Source organism: Aeromicrobium sp. SP1, from assembly GCF_055663785.1.
Genome location: NZ_JBQVVK010000001.1, coordinates 665180 through 680302, shown reverse-complemented (window position 1 = coordinate 680302; position 15123 = coordinate 665180). Strand labels below are relative to the sequence as shown.

14 protein-coding genes are annotated in these 15123 nt (G+C 72.2%); all 14 read right to left on the bottom strand.

All coding sequences use genetic code 11. The annotated features are described in order from the left end of the window. Positions 1–79: 79 nt before the first annotated feature. On the bottom strand, positions 80–790 hold the full coding sequence (locus ACT26F_RS03315) for a cell division protein FtsQ/DivIB (RefSeq protein WP_471669063.1): 711 nt from the start codon (positions 788–790) through the stop codon (positions 80–82). Further along, a complete protein-coding gene (gene murC, locus ACT26F_RS03310) occupies positions 783–2180 on the bottom strand; it encodes a UDP-N-acetylmuramate--L-alanine ligase (protein ID WP_471669062.1) in 1398 nt (465 codons plus the stop codon). Before murC ends, ACT26F_RS03315 begins: the two co-directional genes overlap by 8 nt. Further along, complete coding sequence (gene murG, locus ACT26F_RS03305) at positions 2177–3256, bottom strand: undecaprenyldiphospho-muramoylpentapeptide beta-N-acetylglucosaminyltransferase (protein ID WP_471669061.1); 1080 nt, start codon at positions 3254–3256, stop codon at positions 2177–2179. The genes murC and murG overlap by 4 nt, the downstream gene beginning before the upstream one ends. A 2-nt stretch (positions 3257–3258) precedes the next feature. Next, a complete protein-coding gene (gene ftsW / locus ACT26F_RS03300; RefSeq protein WP_471669060.1) occupies positions 3259–4506 on the bottom strand; it encodes a putative lipid II flippase FtsW in 1248 nt (415 codons plus the stop codon). Between the two features lie 86 nt (positions 4507–4592). Then, the gene (gene murD, locus ACT26F_RS03295) at positions 4593–6047 is read right to left on the bottom strand and encodes a UDP-N-acetylmuramoyl-L-alanine--D-glutamate ligase (RefSeq protein ID WP_471669059.1); all 1455 of its coding nucleotides are present in this window, start codon (positions 6045–6047) and stop codon (positions 4593–4595) included. Continuing rightward, the gene (mraY, locus tag ACT26F_RS03290) at positions 6037–7104 is read right to left on the bottom strand and encodes a phospho-N-acetylmuramoyl-pentapeptide-transferase (protein ID WP_471669058.1); all 1068 of its coding nucleotides are present in this window, start codon (positions 7102–7104) and stop codon (positions 6037–6039) included. The genes murD and mraY overlap by 11 nt, the downstream gene beginning before the upstream one ends. 30 nt (positions 7105–7134) lie before the next feature. Next, positions 7135–8493: a UDP-N-acetylmuramoyl-tripeptide--D-alanyl-D-alanine ligase gene (locus tag ACT26F_RS03285; RefSeq protein ID WP_471669057.1), complete on the bottom strand. Its 1359-nt coding sequence runs from the start codon at positions 8491–8493 to the stop codon at positions 7135–7137. After that, on the bottom strand, positions 8490–9989 hold the full coding sequence (locus ACT26F_RS03280; protein ID WP_471669056.1) for a UDP-N-acetylmuramoyl-L-alanyl-D-glutamate--2,6-diaminopimelate ligase: 1500 nt from the start codon (positions 9987–9989) through the stop codon (positions 8490–8492). The genes ACT26F_RS03285 and ACT26F_RS03280 overlap by 4 nt, the downstream gene beginning before the upstream one ends. 28 nt (positions 9990–10017) lie before the next feature. After that, the gene (locus tag ACT26F_RS03275) at positions 10018–11730 is read right to left on the bottom strand and encodes a peptidoglycan D,D-transpeptidase FtsI family protein (protein ID WP_471669055.1); all 1713 of its coding nucleotides are present in this window, start codon (positions 11728–11730) and stop codon (positions 10018–10020) included. Next, a complete protein-coding gene (ftsL, locus tag ACT26F_RS03270) occupies positions 11730–12191 on the bottom strand; it encodes a cell division protein FtsL (RefSeq protein WP_471669054.1) in 462 nt (153 codons plus the stop codon). Before ftsL ends, ACT26F_RS03275 begins: the two co-directional genes overlap by 1 nt. Further along, positions 12188–13135 carry a 16S rRNA (cytosine(1402)-N(4))-methyltransferase RsmH gene (gene rsmH / locus ACT26F_RS03265; protein WP_471669053.1) on the bottom strand — a complete coding sequence of 316 codons (948 nt, stop codon included), beginning with the start codon at positions 13133–13135 and terminating at the stop codon, positions 12188–12190. The genes ftsL and rsmH overlap by 4 nt, the downstream gene beginning before the upstream one ends. A gap of 118 nt (positions 13136–13253) precedes the next feature. Beyond that, the gene (gene mraZ / locus ACT26F_RS03260) at positions 13254–13706 is read right to left on the bottom strand and encodes a division/cell wall cluster transcriptional repressor MraZ (RefSeq protein ID WP_471669051.1); all 453 of its coding nucleotides are present in this window, start codon (positions 13704–13706) and stop codon (positions 13254–13256) included. Positions 13707–13957: 251 nt separating this feature from the next. Further along, on the bottom strand, positions 13958–14338 hold the full coding sequence (locus ACT26F_RS03255) for a DUF3040 domain-containing protein (protein ID WP_471669050.1): 381 nt from the start codon (positions 14336–14338) through the stop codon (positions 13958–13960). Positions 14339–14353: 15 nt separating this feature from the next. Further along, positions 14354–15103 (bottom strand): class I SAM-dependent methyltransferase, encoded by a 750-nt coding sequence (locus ACT26F_RS03250; RefSeq protein ID WP_471669049.1) that lies wholly within the window; start codon positions 15101–15103, stop codon positions 14354–14356. Positions 15104–15123: the final 20 nt, after the last annotated feature.

Sequence of the window (15123 nt, the reverse complement as noted above, 5' to 3'; positions counted from 1 at the left end):
TCCGGGATGACACGCCGGGGTGTCGACGTGTTGCGCGACTCTTTGCGGGATCGGCGGGGTCGGCGACGCCCTCGCGCGCCTACTGCAGGGTGGTCGGGCGCTCGGGGGCGCTGACGTCGTACGTGCGGGCGTCGATCTGCAGCAGCGGGGTCAGCACCGCGAGCTTGGCCTCGGAGTCCTCCGCACTCCCCCACACGACCGTGCGGCCGCCGGAGAGCTCGAGCTCGATCGAGTCGCGCGTCTCGGCGCTCACCGTCTCGATGTCCTTGGCCAGCTCGGGGTCGCCGCTCTCGATGTCGGCGACCACGCTCGCGGCGGCGGCCACCGTGCGCGAGTCGTCCGCGTCGACGTCGAGCTCGGGGATGTGCGAGGGCTCGGACGCCAAGGACCGGTAGACGACCCCGTGCGCATCGACGGCCCACGGCCCGCCGGACTTCTCGATCCAGGCGACGGCCGAGCGTTCCGTGACGGCGATCGTCACGGTGTGCGGCAGGTCGCGGGCCACGACGACCGACTCGACCGGCAGCAGCTCACCGACGCGCTCGGCGATCGCATCGGTGTCGACGCGCGGCAGCGGCGTGGCCTCGGGAACGTCCGCCGCGTCGAGGACCTGCTCCGTCGAGAGGTGCTCGGTGCCCGAGACCTCGACATCACGGACCTCGAGCAGGCTCGAGAACCACACGGCCCACGCCGCGACGCAGACCAGCACCACGACGAGCACGACCGCCGCGATCTTCCACAGCCGGCGCCGACGCCGTTGCCTCAGCTTCTCGACGAGGCGGTCACTCATCGGCACCGCCGAGAGCGCTCAGCAGTGCCGGGCCGACGGTCGTGACGTCGCCCGCACCGAGGGTCAGGACGAGGTCGCCGGACCGCAGCAACGGGAGCACGACCGCGGGAACCCGGTCGACCGGGCCGCCGGCGATCGCGCCGGGACCGGCAGCGTCGAGCACGAGCGCCGACGTGACCTCGGGGTCGGGCGCCTCACGCGCGAGATAGAGGTCGGCCACCACGACGACGTCGGCCGCCGCCAGCTCGCGACCCATCTGCGCGCCGAACAGGCGGGTCCGGCTGACCAGGTGTGGCTGGAACACCACGACGAGTCGGCCGTCGCCGGCCAGGGCACGCGCGGCGGCGAGGTCGGCGGCGATCTCGGTCGGATGGTGCGCGTAGGAGTCCACGACGCGGATCCCGGCGGCCTGCCCCTTCGGCTCCATGCGGCGCGCGGCGCCCGTGTAGGCCGAGATTCCCGCGACGAGTCCGGCGAGGTCGTGACCGAGCTCGAGCCCGGCGGCCAGGGCCAGCAGGGCGTCGGCCGCGTAGTGCCGGCCGGGGACCGCGAGGACGACCTCGGTCGGCGGCAGGTCGGCCGCGTGCACGACGAACCGGGTCGTCGATCCGGAGACCGTGACCTCCGTCCCGCGCACCGCGGCGTCGTCGGCGAACCCGGCCGTCACGATGCGCGGCGCCGTCGCGGCCTCGACGAGGCGCCGGCTGCCGGGATCGTCCGCCGACGCGACGACGACCTCCTCGACGGTCGCGGCGAACCGGGCGAAGGCCTCCTCGTACGCCTCGACCGAGCCCCACGTGTCGAGGTGGTCCGCATCGACGTTCGTGACGATCGCGAGGTGCGGCCGGTAGTGCAGGAACGCGCCGTCGCTCTCGTCGGCCTCGACCACGAAGTCCGCTCCCCCACCGCGGCGCGCGTTGGTGCCCAGTCCGGCGACCTCGGCACCGATCGCGAACGAGGGATCGGCGTCGGCCCCGCGCAGTGCGAACGTCAGCATCGCGGTCGTCGTGGTCTTGCCGTGCGTGCCGGCGACGGCGATCCGCCGGTCGGACAGCATCGTGGCCATCAGCCCGGCCGAGCGCGGCCACAGCCGCAGCCCCCGGCGCACCGACTCGACCACCTCGGGGTTGTCCTCCGGCACGGCCGTGGAGGCGATCACGGTGTCGCGATCGGCGACGTGGGCCGCGTCGTGTCCGACGTGGCACACGATCCCGGCGTCGCGGAGCCGTTGCAGGACGGCCGAGTCCCGGGCATCACTGCCCGTGACGTCGACGCCCGCCTCGTGCATGAGCAGCGCGATCGCGGACAGGCCGGCCCCGCCGATGCCGATGAGGTGCACGCGCCCGATCCGGTCGAGGGGCAGGACCTCCGGCGGCACGTCGATCCTCACCGGCGCTCCCGTCCCGCGGCGTGGACCAGGTCGGCGAGCCGCTCGGCGGCATCGCGGCGCACGATCCCGGAGGCCGCGTGGGACATGTGCTCGAGCCGATCGGGCGAGGTCACGAGCGGCACGACGGCGCTGTCGACCCAGGCCGGCGTGAACGCGGCGTCCTCGATCAGCAGCCCGCCACCGGCGCCCACGACGGGATGGGCGTTGAGCGCCTGCTCGCCGTTGCCGATCGGCAGCGGCACGAAGACGGCGGGCAGTCCCACCGCCGCGACCTCCGTGACGGTGTTGGCGCCCGAGCGGCATACCACGAGGTCGGCGGCGGCGTAGGCCAGGTCGATGCGGTCGATGTAGGTCTCGACGACGTACGGCGGATCGTCGGCGCGCCGGTCGACCTCGACCTCCTCGGGCCGGCCGGCGGCGTGCAGGACCTGCACCCCGGCGTCGGCGAGGTCGCGCGCGGCGGCCGCCATCGTCGTGTTGATCCGGCGGGCGCCCTGCGAGCCGCCGGTCACCAGGATCGTGGGCCGGTCGGGGTCGAGCCCGAAGTGCTCACGCCCCTGGGCCCGGACGGAGGACCGGTCGAGGTCGGCGATCTGACGCCGGATCGGCAGCCCGACGTAGTCGGCGTGCGGGAGGTCGGTCTCGGGGAAGCTCGTGGCGACGTGCCGGGTGAATCGCGCGCCGAGCTTGTTGGCGATGCCGGGCAGGGCGTTGCCCTCGTGCACGACGAGCGGCAGCTTGCGTCGTCGCGCCGCGAGGTAGGCCGGGACGGAGACGTAGCCGCCGAACCCGACGACGACGTCGGGCCGGAACCGGTCGATGACGGCGAGTGTCGCCTTGACCGAGGCGCGCAGGCGGCCCGGCAGGCGCGCGAGGTCGGCGTTGGGGCGGCGCGGCAGCGGGACCGGCGGCACGAGCTCGAGTGCGTAGCCCGCCTGCGGGATGAGCGAGACCTCCAGACCCTTCGGGGTCCCGAGGCACACGATCTCGTCGCTGGCCTCCGCGAGCACGGCCGCCGTGGCGAGCAGGGGCGACGTGTGGCCGGCGGTGCCACCGCCGGCGAGCAGCACTCGCACGGTCAGCGCCCCCGTGTGACGGTCGCGGTGCGCGCCGAGGAGCCCTGCTTGCGTCGTGCCTTGGCGCGCTTGGAGGTCGCGAGCGCCCGCGCCGCACCGGGCTCGGTCGTCGCGCAGTTGGCCAGCAGGCCCAGGGCTGCGAGTGTCGCGATCATGCTGGATCCACCGTAGGACACGAGGGGCAGCGGCACGCCGATGACCGGCAGCAGACCGAGGACCATGCCGATGTTGATGAGCGCCTGGGTCGTGATCCAGATCGTGATGCCGGCGGCGAGGTAGCGCGCGAACCGGTCCTTGCTGCGGTGCGCGATGCGGAACCCGGTGTAGGCCAGCAGCGCGCACAGCGAGATCACGACGAGGCTGCCGGCCAGGCCGAGCTCCTCGCCGATGACCGCGAGGATGAAGTCGGTGTGCGCCTCGGGCAGTGCGCCCCACTTCTGCCGGCTGCCACCCAGGCCCAGGCCCCAGAAGCCGCCGCGGGCGAAGCCCATCATGGCCTTGATCGCCTGGTAGCCGGACTTCTCCGGGTCGGCCATCGGGTTGAGGAACGACATGAAGCGGTCGATGCGGTGCTGGGCCGTCGCGACGAAGAACAGCAGGATCACGGTCAGGCCCGCCCCGAACGCGAGCATGGGCTTGAGCGGCAGGCCGGCGACCCACAGCATCCCGGCGATGATCGCGAACAGGATGACGGCGGTGCCGAGGTCCTTCTGCGCCACCACGAGGGCCGACACCCCGGCGGCCACGGGGACCATCGGGGTCAGCACGTAGCGCGCCGTGCCGAGGTACTTGTGCCGGCGCGTGTAGAGGTCGGCGATCCAGAGCACGAGCGCGAGCTTCGCGAACTCCGACGGCTGCAGGTTGAAGCCCGCGAACAGCGGGATCCAGTTCCGGTTGCCGTTGACGGTCAGGCCCAGCGGGGTGAACGTCACGCAGATCAGCAGTACGACGCTGATGAGGGCCGGACGGGCGAACCGGCGCACGGTGGCCAGCGGCATTCGCAGGGCGATGAGGAAGGCGGTGCCCCCGACGACGGCGAAGATCGCCTGGCGGGTGAAGATCTCGAAGGAGTTGCCGTAGACGCGCAGCGCGAAGACCGAGCTGGCGCTCAGCACCATGATCAGGCCCAGGCCGAGCAGGAGGCCGGTCGTGCCCAGCACGAGCTGGTACGAGGCGAGCGGACGTTCGAGCAGGCTCCGCACGGACTCGAGCGTGTGGCTCGTCGACCGCCGAGATGCGGTGGTACTCATGGCGTTCCTTCGGGGAAGAGAAGAGACTGCGTCCAGTGTGACCCCCGGGACGGGCCGGGGCTCGGATCTCGCGACGCGTGTCGAGATCAGTTCGACGACGAGCGGTGGACCGCCTCCGCGAACGCGTCACCACGGTGGGCGTAGTCGCGAAACTGGTCCATCGACGCGGCGGCCGGCGCCAGCAGCACGGTGTCGCCGTTCTGGGCGAGCCGCGCGGCAGCCGCGACGGCGGCGTCCATGAGCGCCTCGGCCGCATCGCCGTCGGCGAGTTCGACCGGCACCTCGGGCGCGAGCCGGGCGAGGGCGTCGGCGATCAGGTCGCGGTCGGCGCCGATCAGCACCGCGCCGCGCAGTCGGGGGCGGACCGACTCGACGAGCTCGTCGTACGTCGCGCCCTTGGCCAGTCCACCGGCGACCCAGACGACGTGGTCGAAGCTGAGCAGCGAGGCCCGCGCGGCATGCGGGTTGGTCGCCTTGGAGTCGTCGACCCAGCGGACGTCGTCGCGCAGGGCCACCGTGGCGATCCGGTGCGGTCCGAGCCGGTAGGCCCGGAGTCCCTCGCGGACCGCGGCCGGCGGCACGCCGTGGGCCCGGGCCAGCGCCGCCGCCGCGAGCGCGTTCTCGACGTTGTGCGGCGAGGCGTCGGCGAGGTCGGTCAGCGAGGCCAGCTCGGCGGCGTGGGTCGTCCGGGTCTCCACGAAGGCGCGGTCGACGAGCAGGTCGTCGACGACCCCGACCATCCCGACCTCGGGCATCGCGAGGGTGAAGCCGATCGCCCGGCAGCCCTCCACGACGTCGGCCTCCTCCACGAGGTGTCGCGTGGCCTCGTCGGCGACGTTGTAGACGCAGGCGCGTTGCGCCTGCTCGTACACGCGGCCCTTCGCGGCGGCGTACGCCTCGGCACCGCCGTGCCAGTCGTAGTGGTCTGGAGCGACATTCAGCACCACGGCGGCCTGCGCGGACATCGACTGCGTCCAGTGCAGCTGGAAGCTCGACAGCTCGACCGCCAGCACGTCGCGGCCGGCCGGATCCATGACCGCCTCGACGACGGGAACGCCCACGTTGCCGACGGCCTGCGCCCGACGTCCGGCGGCCTGCAGGATCTGCTCGAGCATCTGGACCGTCGTCGTCTTGCCGTTCGTGCCGGTCACCGCGAGCCACGGGGCCGCGTCCTCGCCTCTCAGCCGCCACGCCAGCTCGACCTCGCCCCACACGGGGACGGCGCGACCCGCCGCCTCGACGAGCAGCCCGGCGCTCGGGCGCCAGCCCGGCGAGGTCACCACGAGGTCGACGTCGGCGGGCAGCGCGGCCGTGCTGCCCGGGCCGAGGCGCACGTCGGCGCCCAGCACCTCGAGCAGGTGGGCCTGTTCGTGCTGGGCCGCGTCGCCCTCGGCCTCGTCGACCACGACGACGTCGGCCCCGAGGTGGGTCAGGGTGTCGGCCGCCGCGAAGCCGCTCACGCCGAAGCCCGTGACGACGGCGCGGACGCCCTCCCACGAGTCGTCGCGGCCGAGCACGCGCACGTCAGGCTCAGAAGGCACCGACGACCCACTCCCAGTAGAAGAGGCCGACGCCCGTCACGACGCAGATGCCGCTGATGATCCAGAACCGGACGACGATCGTGATCTCGGCCCAGCCCTTGAGCTCGAAGTGGTGCTGCAGCGGCGCCATCCGGAAGATCCGTTTGCCGCCGCTGATCTTGAAGTAGCCGACCTGCAGGATCACCGAGGCCGTGATGATGACGAACAGGCCGCCGATCACGAGCAGCAGCAGCTCGGTGCGGGTCATCAGGGCGAACCCGGCCATCAGGCCACCGAGCGACAGCGAGCCGGTGTCACCCATGAAGATCTTGGCCGGCGAGGCGTTCCACCACAGGAAGCCGAAGCACGCCCCGGTGACCGCCGAGGCGAGGACCGCGAGGTCGAGCGGATCGCGCACCTCGTAGCACTTCGGCCCGGCCTCGACCAGGAAGCAGCTCTGGTTGCTCTGCCACACGTTGATGAGGATGTAGGCGCCGAACACCATCACCGAGGCGCCCGTGGCCAGGCCGTCGAGCCCGTCGGTGAGGTTCACGCCGTTGCTGGCTCCCGCGATCATCAGGAGGACCCACACGATGAGCAGGATCGTCGGGATCGTCCACGGCAGGTCGCGCGTGAAGGAGATCGCGTGCGTGATGGGGGTCTGGCCGTTCTCGTCCTCCCAGCCGATCGCGAGCACCGCGAACACGAGCCCGACGAGGACCTGCCCGATCATCTTGGCCTTGCTGCGCAGACCGAGGCTGCGTTGCTTGGCGACCTTGATCCAGTCGTCCAGGAAGCCGATCGCCCCGAGCCCGACGAAAAGGAACAGCAGCAGCAGTGCCGAGGCGCTGGGCTCGTACCCGGTGAGCAGCTTGGCGATCGCATAGCCCGCGACGGTCGAGACGATGATCACGAGCCCGCCCATCGTGGGCGTGCCGCGCTTCACGTGGTGCGACGTGGGACCGTCGTCACGGATCAGCTGGCCGTAGCCCTTCTTCACGAGCACGGAGATCGCGAACCGGGTACCCACCAGGGTCCCGACGAGTCCCACGAGTCCCGCGATCAGTACGGCCAGCATCGGTCTTGATCGTTCCTTCCCGGTCCTGCGTCAGGCGCGCACCAGCGCGTCGGCGACCCGCTCGAGGCGAATGCCCCTCGATGCTTTCACAAGGACGACGTCGCCGGAACGCAGGCTCGCGGAGACGGCCCGGATTGCGGCGTCGACGTCGTCGACGGACTCCCCGATCTCGCCGGCACCCGTGGCGATCGGCGCTGCTCCGGCGCCCACGGCCACGACGCGCCCGATGCCCAGCTCGGCGGCGAGCCGGCCGATCTCGAGATGGTCCTGCTCGGACTCCTCGCCCAGTTCGAGCATCTCGCCGAGCACGGCGATCCCGCGGCCCGGCGCGAGGTCGGCCAGCGTCCGCAGGGCGGCGGCCATCGACTCGGGGTTCGCGTTGTAGGCGTCGTTCACGACGATCGCGCCGGAGGCCGTCTCGTGCCGCTCCATCCGCATCGGCGAGGCGGCGCCCGCGCCGGCCAGCGCCGCCACGGCATCCTCGACCGGGACGCCGAGGGCTCGCGTGGCCGCGATCGCGGCGAGCGCGTTCAGCGCGTGGTGGGCGCCCAGTTGGGGCACCGTCACGCCGTGGGTGCGGCCGTCGACCTCGACCCGGAAGTGCGGGTGTCCCGACGCATCGCTCTCGATGTCGCCCACGAGCCGCACGTCGCCCGCACGACCGAACGTGACGACACTCCCCCGCGTCCGCGAGGCCATCGCGGCGACCCGCTCGTCGTCGGCGTTCAGGATGGCGACGCCGGACGACGCGAGCGCCTCGACGAGCTCGCCCTTGGCCCGGGCGGTCTGCTCGACTCCGCCGAACTCGCCGGCGTGGGCCGAGCCCACGTTCAGGACGACCGCGACGTCGGGGCGGGCGATCCGGCACAGGTGGGCGATGTGACCGATCCCCCGGGCCCCCATCTCGAGGACGAGGTGACGCGTCGTCGCATCCGCACGCAGCACCGTCAGCGGGACGCCGAGCTCGTTGTTGAACGATCCCTCGGGTGCGACCGTCGCCGCGTGGGCGCCCAGCACGTGCGCGACGAGGTCCTTGACGCTCGTCTTGCCCTGCGAGCCGGTGATCGCGACGACGTCGACGTCCGTCGCGCCGCGCAGCACCGCGAGCCGGTCCGCGGCGAGCCGGCCCAGCGCCTCGACGGGTTCGGTGACCAGGACGTGCGGACCGGGCACCTCGCGCGTCGCGAGGGTCGCGACGGCTCCCGCGGCGGTCGCGGTCGGCGCGAACTCGTGGCCGTCGACGTGCTCGCCGGCGACGGCGACGAAGAGCGCGCCGGGCACCGCCCGTCGGGAGTCGACGACCGCGGGTCCCGTGACGAGGACGTCCTCGCCGCCCACCACGCGTCCGTCGGTCGCCTTGGCGATCTCGGCCAGGGTCGTGTCGATCATCGGGAACCGTCCCCGCCCAGCAACTCCACCAGCACCTCTCGGTCGTCGAACGGATGGACCACGTCGCCGACCTGCTGGCCGCGCTCGTGCCCCTTGCCCGCCACGACGACCGTGTCGCCGAGCCGGGCCTGGGCGACCGCGGCGGCGATCGCCTCGCGTCGGTCACCGATCTCGACCACGTGCGCGGCACCGCCGGTCGCGCCGGCGAGCACCTCGGCGCGGATCGCGGCCGGCACCTCGCTGCGCGGGTTGTCGTCGGTCACCACGAGGACGTCCGCCAGCCGTGCCGCGACCTCGCCCATGATCGGTCGCTTGCCGCGATCACGGTCGCCGCCGGCACCCAGCACGACGATGAGTCGGCCCGCGGTGACCGGCCGCAACGCGGTGAGGACGGCCTCGATCGCCTCGGGCTTGTGCGCGTAGTCGACGACCGCCGTGAACGACTGGCCGACGTCGACCCGCTCCATGCGGCCGGGCACGCCCGGCGCGGTCGCGATGCCCGCCGCGAGCTCCTCCACCGCGAACCCCTCGCCCGCCAGGGCGACCACGGCCGCGACGGCATTCGAGACATTGAACGCGCCAGCGAGCGGGACGCTCAGCTCGACCGCGCCACCCTCGGGGCCCAGCAGCGTGACGTCGCTCCCCAGCCGGTGCGCGCGCAGGTTCACCGCACGCCAGTCGGCCGGCAGCCCGGTCGTCGAGAACGTCGTGACGGGCAGCGAGGTGCGCTCGACGAGGATCCGTCCGTGCGCGTCGTCGACGTTGACGACGGCCCGGCGCGCGTGTGCGGGCGTGAAGAGCTCGGCCTTCGCCGCGAAGTACGACTCGAGGTCGTGGTGGAAGTCGAGGTGGTCGCGACCGAGGTTGAGGAAGACTGCCGCGTCGAGCACGAAACCGTCGACCCGGCCCTGCACGATCGCGTGGCTGGACACCTCCATCGCGCAGGCCGCGACCTGCTCCTCGGCCATGACGGCGAACAGCGCCTGCAGGGCCGGAGCCTCCGGCGTCGTGAGGCTGCTCGCCGCCGGCCGTCCGGCGATCCGCGTGCCGACCGTGCCGATGACGGCGCAGCGGTGGGCGCCGAGCGCCGCCTCGGCGAGGTAGGTCGTCGTGGTCTTGCCCTGCGTGCCGGTGACGCCCACGGTCGTGAGGCGCCGGCTCGGGTGGTCGTAGAAGTCCGCCGCGAACGCCGCGAGCACCGACCGCGGCTCGTGCACGACGACGTGCGGGGTGCCGTCCGCCAGCAGGTCCGCGCCGGCCGGGTCCGTGAGGACGGCCACGGCTCCGGCCGCGAGCGCCTGCTCGGCGAACCGCGCCCCGTGGGTCGCAGCCCCCGGCAGCGCCGCGAACAGGTCGCCGGGCACCACGTCACGCGTCGAGAGGCTCACACCGGAGACGGTCGCCTCGCCGTGGACCGTGGCCCCGGGCAGGTCGGCGGCCACACGAGCGAGGTTCCATGCGGGCGCGTCGTACGGCCGGACCCTCACGTTCTCCACCCGGCCAACCTACCGGCGAGTCCGACGGCTACCAATCCTGGGAGATCTTGGGTGACTTCGACCCCGTGGGCGTGACGCCGAACCGCTCGAGCGCCATCGACATGATGTCCTGGAACACCGGGCCCGCCATCGAGCCACCGCCCGCGTTGGCCGGCGGCTTGTCGATCACGACGTACGTGATGAAGCGCGGATTGTCCGCCGGCGCGAAGCCCATGAACGAGATCGTGTTCTGCCCGTGGATGTAGGTGCCCGTCGTCGGGTTGACCCGCCATGCGGTGCCGGTCTTGCCGGCGACCCGGTAGCCGTCGATCTGCGCCGTGGGGGCGGTGCCGTCGTCGGCCGTGACCGCCTCCATCATGCGCGTGACCTCCGAAGCGGCCTCGCGGGAGACGACGCGGCGCGAGTCGCCGTGGTCCGCGCCCGCCGTCAGGTGCGGGGTGCACATCACGCCGCCGTTGGCGATCGCGCCGACCGCGCGGATCATCTGGACCGCGTTGACCGAGACGCCCTGGCCGAACGAGACGGTCGCGTGCTTCGACTTCGTCCACTCCCGGGCGGGGGCGAGCAGGCCGACCGACTCCTCCGGCAGGTCGATGCCGGTCCGGGAGCCGAAGCCGAACTTGCGCAGGTAGGAGTAGAACGTCGAGTCCGACATCTGCTCGGCCGCCACGATCGTGCCGAGGTTCGAGGACTTCGCGATGACGCCGGCGGCGGTCAGCCGCAGCGTGCCGTGCTGCCAGTAGTCGCCGATCGGGAAGCCGTCGATCGACAGCCCCGACGGCACCTTGATCTTCGTGTCCGCCGTGACCTTGCCCTGGTCGGCGAGCGCCGCCATCGTGATCGTCTTCATGACCGAGCCCGGCTCGTACACGTTCGACACCGCGCGGTTGACGAGTGTCTTCTCCGTGACGTTCTCGCGGGTAGCGGGGTTGTACGTCGGCGCCTGCGACATCTGCACGACCTCGCACGTGCGGACGTCCATCGTGATCGCGAGGCCGTAGTCGGCGCCGGCCGAGCTGACGACGTCACGCAGTCGCTGGTCCGCGTACCACTGCAGGTCGCGGTCGATCGTCGTCGTGAGGTCGGCGCCGGGCACCATCTCCTCGACCGTCGAGTCGGCCATCGGGATGCGCTGGCCCGTCGAGGACACCTCGTACGTCGAGGAGCCGTCCTTGCCGGTGAGGTTGGTGTCGTACTGCTTCTCGAGGCCGGCGATGCCCTTGCCGTTGCTCTCGGTGATGCCCAGGACGTTCGCCGCGAGGGAGCCACCCGGGTAGGTGCGCAACGACTCGGTCTCGGTGAAGATCCCCGGGTAGCCGGCCTCGTTGACCGCGGTAACGGCCTGCTTCGCCTCGTAGGCCGGCAGGTCCTTGGCGATGTAGACGAAGCGCGAGTTGGGCGTGCGCAGCTTCTGGATCGTGTCGAAGTAGTCGATCTCGTCGCCCAGCTTCTCGTGCAGGAGGCGGGCGATCTCGGGGGCGTTCTCCGCCGCCATCGAGGGATCGCCGGTGATCGTCAGTCCGTCGGTGCTGGTGACCAGCTCCTCGCCGTTGCGGTCGAGGATGTCGCCGCGCGGTGCGGGCACGACGGCCTTGCGGGTGCCGGCCTCGACCGCCATCGCCGCGTACGCCTTGGAGTCGACGGCCTGGATCTGGAACAGCCGCCCCGCGAACAGCACGAACAGCACGAGGACCGCCACGATGAGCACGCGCACCCGGTTGCGGGTCACCGACACGGGCATCAGCCGGCCCTCCTCACGTTCGTGCCGGGCTCGGCCGCGACCGGCTCGCCGATCACCTTGCCGTCCGACAGCCTCAGGAACACGGGGCTGGCGTTGGGCACCATGCCCTGCGCGAGCGCGCGCTGGGCCACGCCGGACGGGCTCTGCATCTGCTCGACCTCGGTGGCGAGCTGGTCCTTCTGCGCCTGCAGCAGCGTGGCCTGCCGCTGCAGGTCGTCGATGCGGAACGACTGGGCCTGCATCGCGGTGCTGAACAGGATCAGGCCGACCAGACCGGCGGCCAGGACCGACAGCACGACGACCACGAACGGTGCGCGACGGGCGCGCACCCGGACGGGTCCGACGAGCTTGAGGCCCGCCTCCCGGGCGTCGCGACTGCGAGCCGCGAGTCCGGAGGCCAGGGCCGTCGACCTGACGACGGCCGATCGGCCGAGCGCGCGGGGGGACGACGTCGTGCTCATGCGGCGATCCGTTCGACGGCGCGCATCCGGACCGAACGCGCGCGGGGGTTCTCGGCGATCTCGTCCTCGCCGGCCTGCTCCGCCCCTCGGGTGAGCGAGCGGAAGCGGGCCAGCATGGACTCGGGGACGACGGGCAGGTCACGCGGCGCCGTCGACGTGGTGGCTGCGGTGAAGACGCGCTTCGTGATGCGGTCCTCGAGCGAGTGGTAGGACAGGACGACGACGCGGCCGCCGGGAGCCAGCAGCTCGAGCGCCGCGGGCAGGGCCCGGCGGTAGACGCCGAGCTCGTCGTTGACCTCGATCCGCAGCGCCTGGAAGGTCCGCTTCGCCGGGTTGCCGCCCGTGCGGCGGGCCGGTGCCGGGATGCAGCGCCGGATGAGCGCCACGAGCTGGTCGCTCCTCGCGAAGGGCGTGTCGTCGCGCTCGGCGACGATCGCGGCGGCGATGCGACGGGCGAACTTCTCCTCGCCGTACTCGCGCAGGATGCGAGCCAGGTCCGCCTCGGCGTACGTGTTGAGCACGTCGGCGGCGGTCAGGTCGTCCTCGTCGTTCATGCGCATGTCCAGGGGCGCGTCCTGCGCGTACGCGAAGCCGCGCTCGGCCAGGTCGAGCTGCATCGAGGAGACGCCGAGGTCGAACAGGACGCCGTCGACGGTGTCCCTCCCGGACTCGGCGACGACGTCGGGCAGCTCGTCGTAGACGGCGTGGGCCGCGTGGAAGCGGTCCCCGAACGGCGCGAGCCGCTCGCCGGCCCGGCGCAGGGCCTCACGGTCGCGATCGACGCCGATCACGTGCAGGGTCTCGTACCGCGTCAGCAGGGCCTCGCTGTGGCCACCCAGGCCGAGCGTCGCGTCGACGATGACCGGGGACGTGGTCCGTCCCACGACCGGCGCGAACTCCGACACGACACGGTCCAGCATCACCGGGACGTGCCGGGGGCTCATGCCGCGGCTCCGCGAACGTTCCGGTCGATGGGGTCCGATCCCCGCCTGCAGGGCTCTGACGCCGGGGAAGTGACGTCAGATCCCATCAGGCGGGTATCGCACCCCACCGGTGCCGCGATCAGAAGATCCCGGGGAAGATCTCCTCCGACAGGTCGGCGAAGTCCTCCTCGTGCTCGTCCGAGAAGTCGTTCCAGGCGGCCGAGTCCCAGATCTCGAACCGCTCCCCCGTGCCCACGACCGTGCAGTCGCGGTCCAGCGCCGCCCACTCGCGCAACAGCGCCGAGACCGGCACGCGTCCCTGCTTGTCCGGCGTCTCGTGCGCCGCCCCGCCGAACAGCATCCGCACGAAGTTGCGAGCCTGCTTGTTCGTGAAGGAGGCCTGCCGGGCCCGCGCCGAGAAGTCGTCGAACGCCTCGGGGGTCCAGCCGTAGATGCAGTGCTCCTGCCCGCGGGTCAGCACCACGCCGCCCGCCAGCAGCGGCCGGAACTTCGCTGGCAGGAAGATCCGCCCCTTCTCGTCCAGGCGCGGGGTGAACGTGCCGAAGAAGTGCCCGGATGTCGGGTTCGGCATCGCGCACCTCCTGCGTCACGTCGGTCTCCTTCGGGGCAAAATCTCGGTGTGCTCCACCACTTTGCCCCACTGTAAACCACAACGCTCCACCATCCACCCGCTTTTCGTCAAGGAATGGGCGTGTCGAGGCGCCACGCAGACGAAAAGACCCGTCATGACGGGCATGACGGGTCGGTGGAGCGTCGTGGGGGAAAATGCGAAAGGCCCCGCCGACGGCGGGGCCTCTCAGATGGTCTGGTGGTGGAGCGGGGTCAGAGCCCCTCGTCCTGGCGGCGCTGCCAGCGCTCCTCCATGCGCTCGACGAACGAGCCGGAGCTCTTCGGCGAGGCGGGCTTGGGGCCGGGCGCCTCCTCGGCACCGGAGATGCCCCGGCGCCACGCTCGGACGAAGAAGTAGGCCGCCGCCACCATCGCGACGAATCCCAGGACACCGACCCACGTCAGCTTGGCGACGACGCCGCCGAGCAGCAGTGCGATACCCGCAAGGAAGCCCACGACGCAGATCGCAGCGACGCGACGGTTGTGCGCGACCAGTTTCGAGCCGCGCAGCGTGGACGCGAACTCGGGATCCTCGGCTGCCAGCGACTGCTCGAGCTGGGCGAGCAGACGGGCCTCTTCGTCCGACAGTGGCACGGTGGGACTCCTCGATCAGGGGTGTAGTGCCGATTCTAGGCGCGCCACGGTCTGCAAACCACCCGAATGTCCGGCGAACTCCGGAATGCGCCGGATCACCTGCTCGAGCGCGAACAGCGCCTCCCGCGCACCGGGCGATCCGTCGACCACGACGCCGGGCACCTCGTCGCTCAGGACGCGCACGCCCTGCTGCAGTTCGGCCGCGAATCCGTGCGCCTCGACGAGGTCGGCGAGCTCACTGTGCAACCACCGACGAGGCCCCAGTCCGGCCAGGTCCCACGAGGCGTCAGGAACGGCGTCGACGAGCGCGCGCGCACCGTCGAAGTCACCGGCGGCCGCGCGTGCGGCCACGGCTGCGACCCGGCCCGCCACCAGCAGGCTGAGCCGCCCGCCCGGGCGCAGGACGTCCCGCGCGGCGTCGACGGCCTGGCCCGGATCGGGCACGTGCTCGAGGACGCCGTGGCAGATCACCAGGTCGATGCTCGCGGCGTCGACGTGCTCGGCCAGATCGGTCGAGTCGCCCAGCCTGCCCTCGATCTCGACACCGGCCTCCGCCGCGCGCCGGGCGGATGCCGCGAGCGCGTCAGGACTCGGATCGACCACGACGACGCGATGGCCCAGACCGGCGAGACGCACCGCGTCCGAGCCCGTGCCGCCGCCCAGGTCGAGGACGTCGAGCGAGCCCGAGCCATCGGGCGCGGCCCCGGCGACGACGAGCGCGTCGACGACGGACTGCCACGCCAGGACGCCACGGATCGGACCCATGGAGCCAGCCTCCCACAGGC

Bases quoted from the DNA above. Each gene is read 5' to 3' on its own strand.
- ACT26F_RS03285 (WP_471669057.1), bottom strand. From the start codon at position 8,493: ATGATCGACACGACCCTGGCCGAGATCGCCAAGGCGACCGACGGACGC.
- mraY (WP_471669058.1), bottom strand. From the start codon at position 7,104: ATGCTGGCCGTACTGATCGCGGGACTCGTGGGACTCGTCGGGACCCTG.
- ACT26F_RS03315 (WP_471669063.1), bottom strand. From the start codon at position 790: ATGAGTGACCGCCTCGTCGAGAAGCTGAGGCAACGGCGTCGGCGCCGG.
- ACT26F_RS03250 (WP_471669049.1), bottom strand. From the start codon at position 15,103: ATGGGTCCGATCCGTGGCGTCCTGGCGTGGCAGTCCGTCGTCGACGCG.
- ftsW (WP_471669060.1), bottom strand. From the start codon at position 4,506: ATGAGTACCACCGCATCTCGGCGGTCGACGAGCCACACGCTCGAGTCC.
- rsmH (WP_471669053.1), bottom strand. From the start codon at position 13,135: ATGAGCCCCCGGCACGTCCCGGTGATGCTGGACCGTGTCGTGTCGGAG.
- ACT26F_RS03275 (WP_471669055.1), bottom strand. From the start codon at position 11,730: ATGCCCGTGTCGGTGACCCGCAACCGGGTGCGCGTGCTCATCGTGGCG.
- ftsL (WP_471669054.1), bottom strand. From the start codon at position 12,191: ATGAGCACGACGTCGTCCCCCCGCGCGCTCGGCCGATCGGCCGTCGTC.
- mraZ (WP_471669051.1), bottom strand. From the start codon at position 13,706: ATGCCGAACCCGACATCCGGGCACTTCTTCGGCACGTTCACCCCGCGC.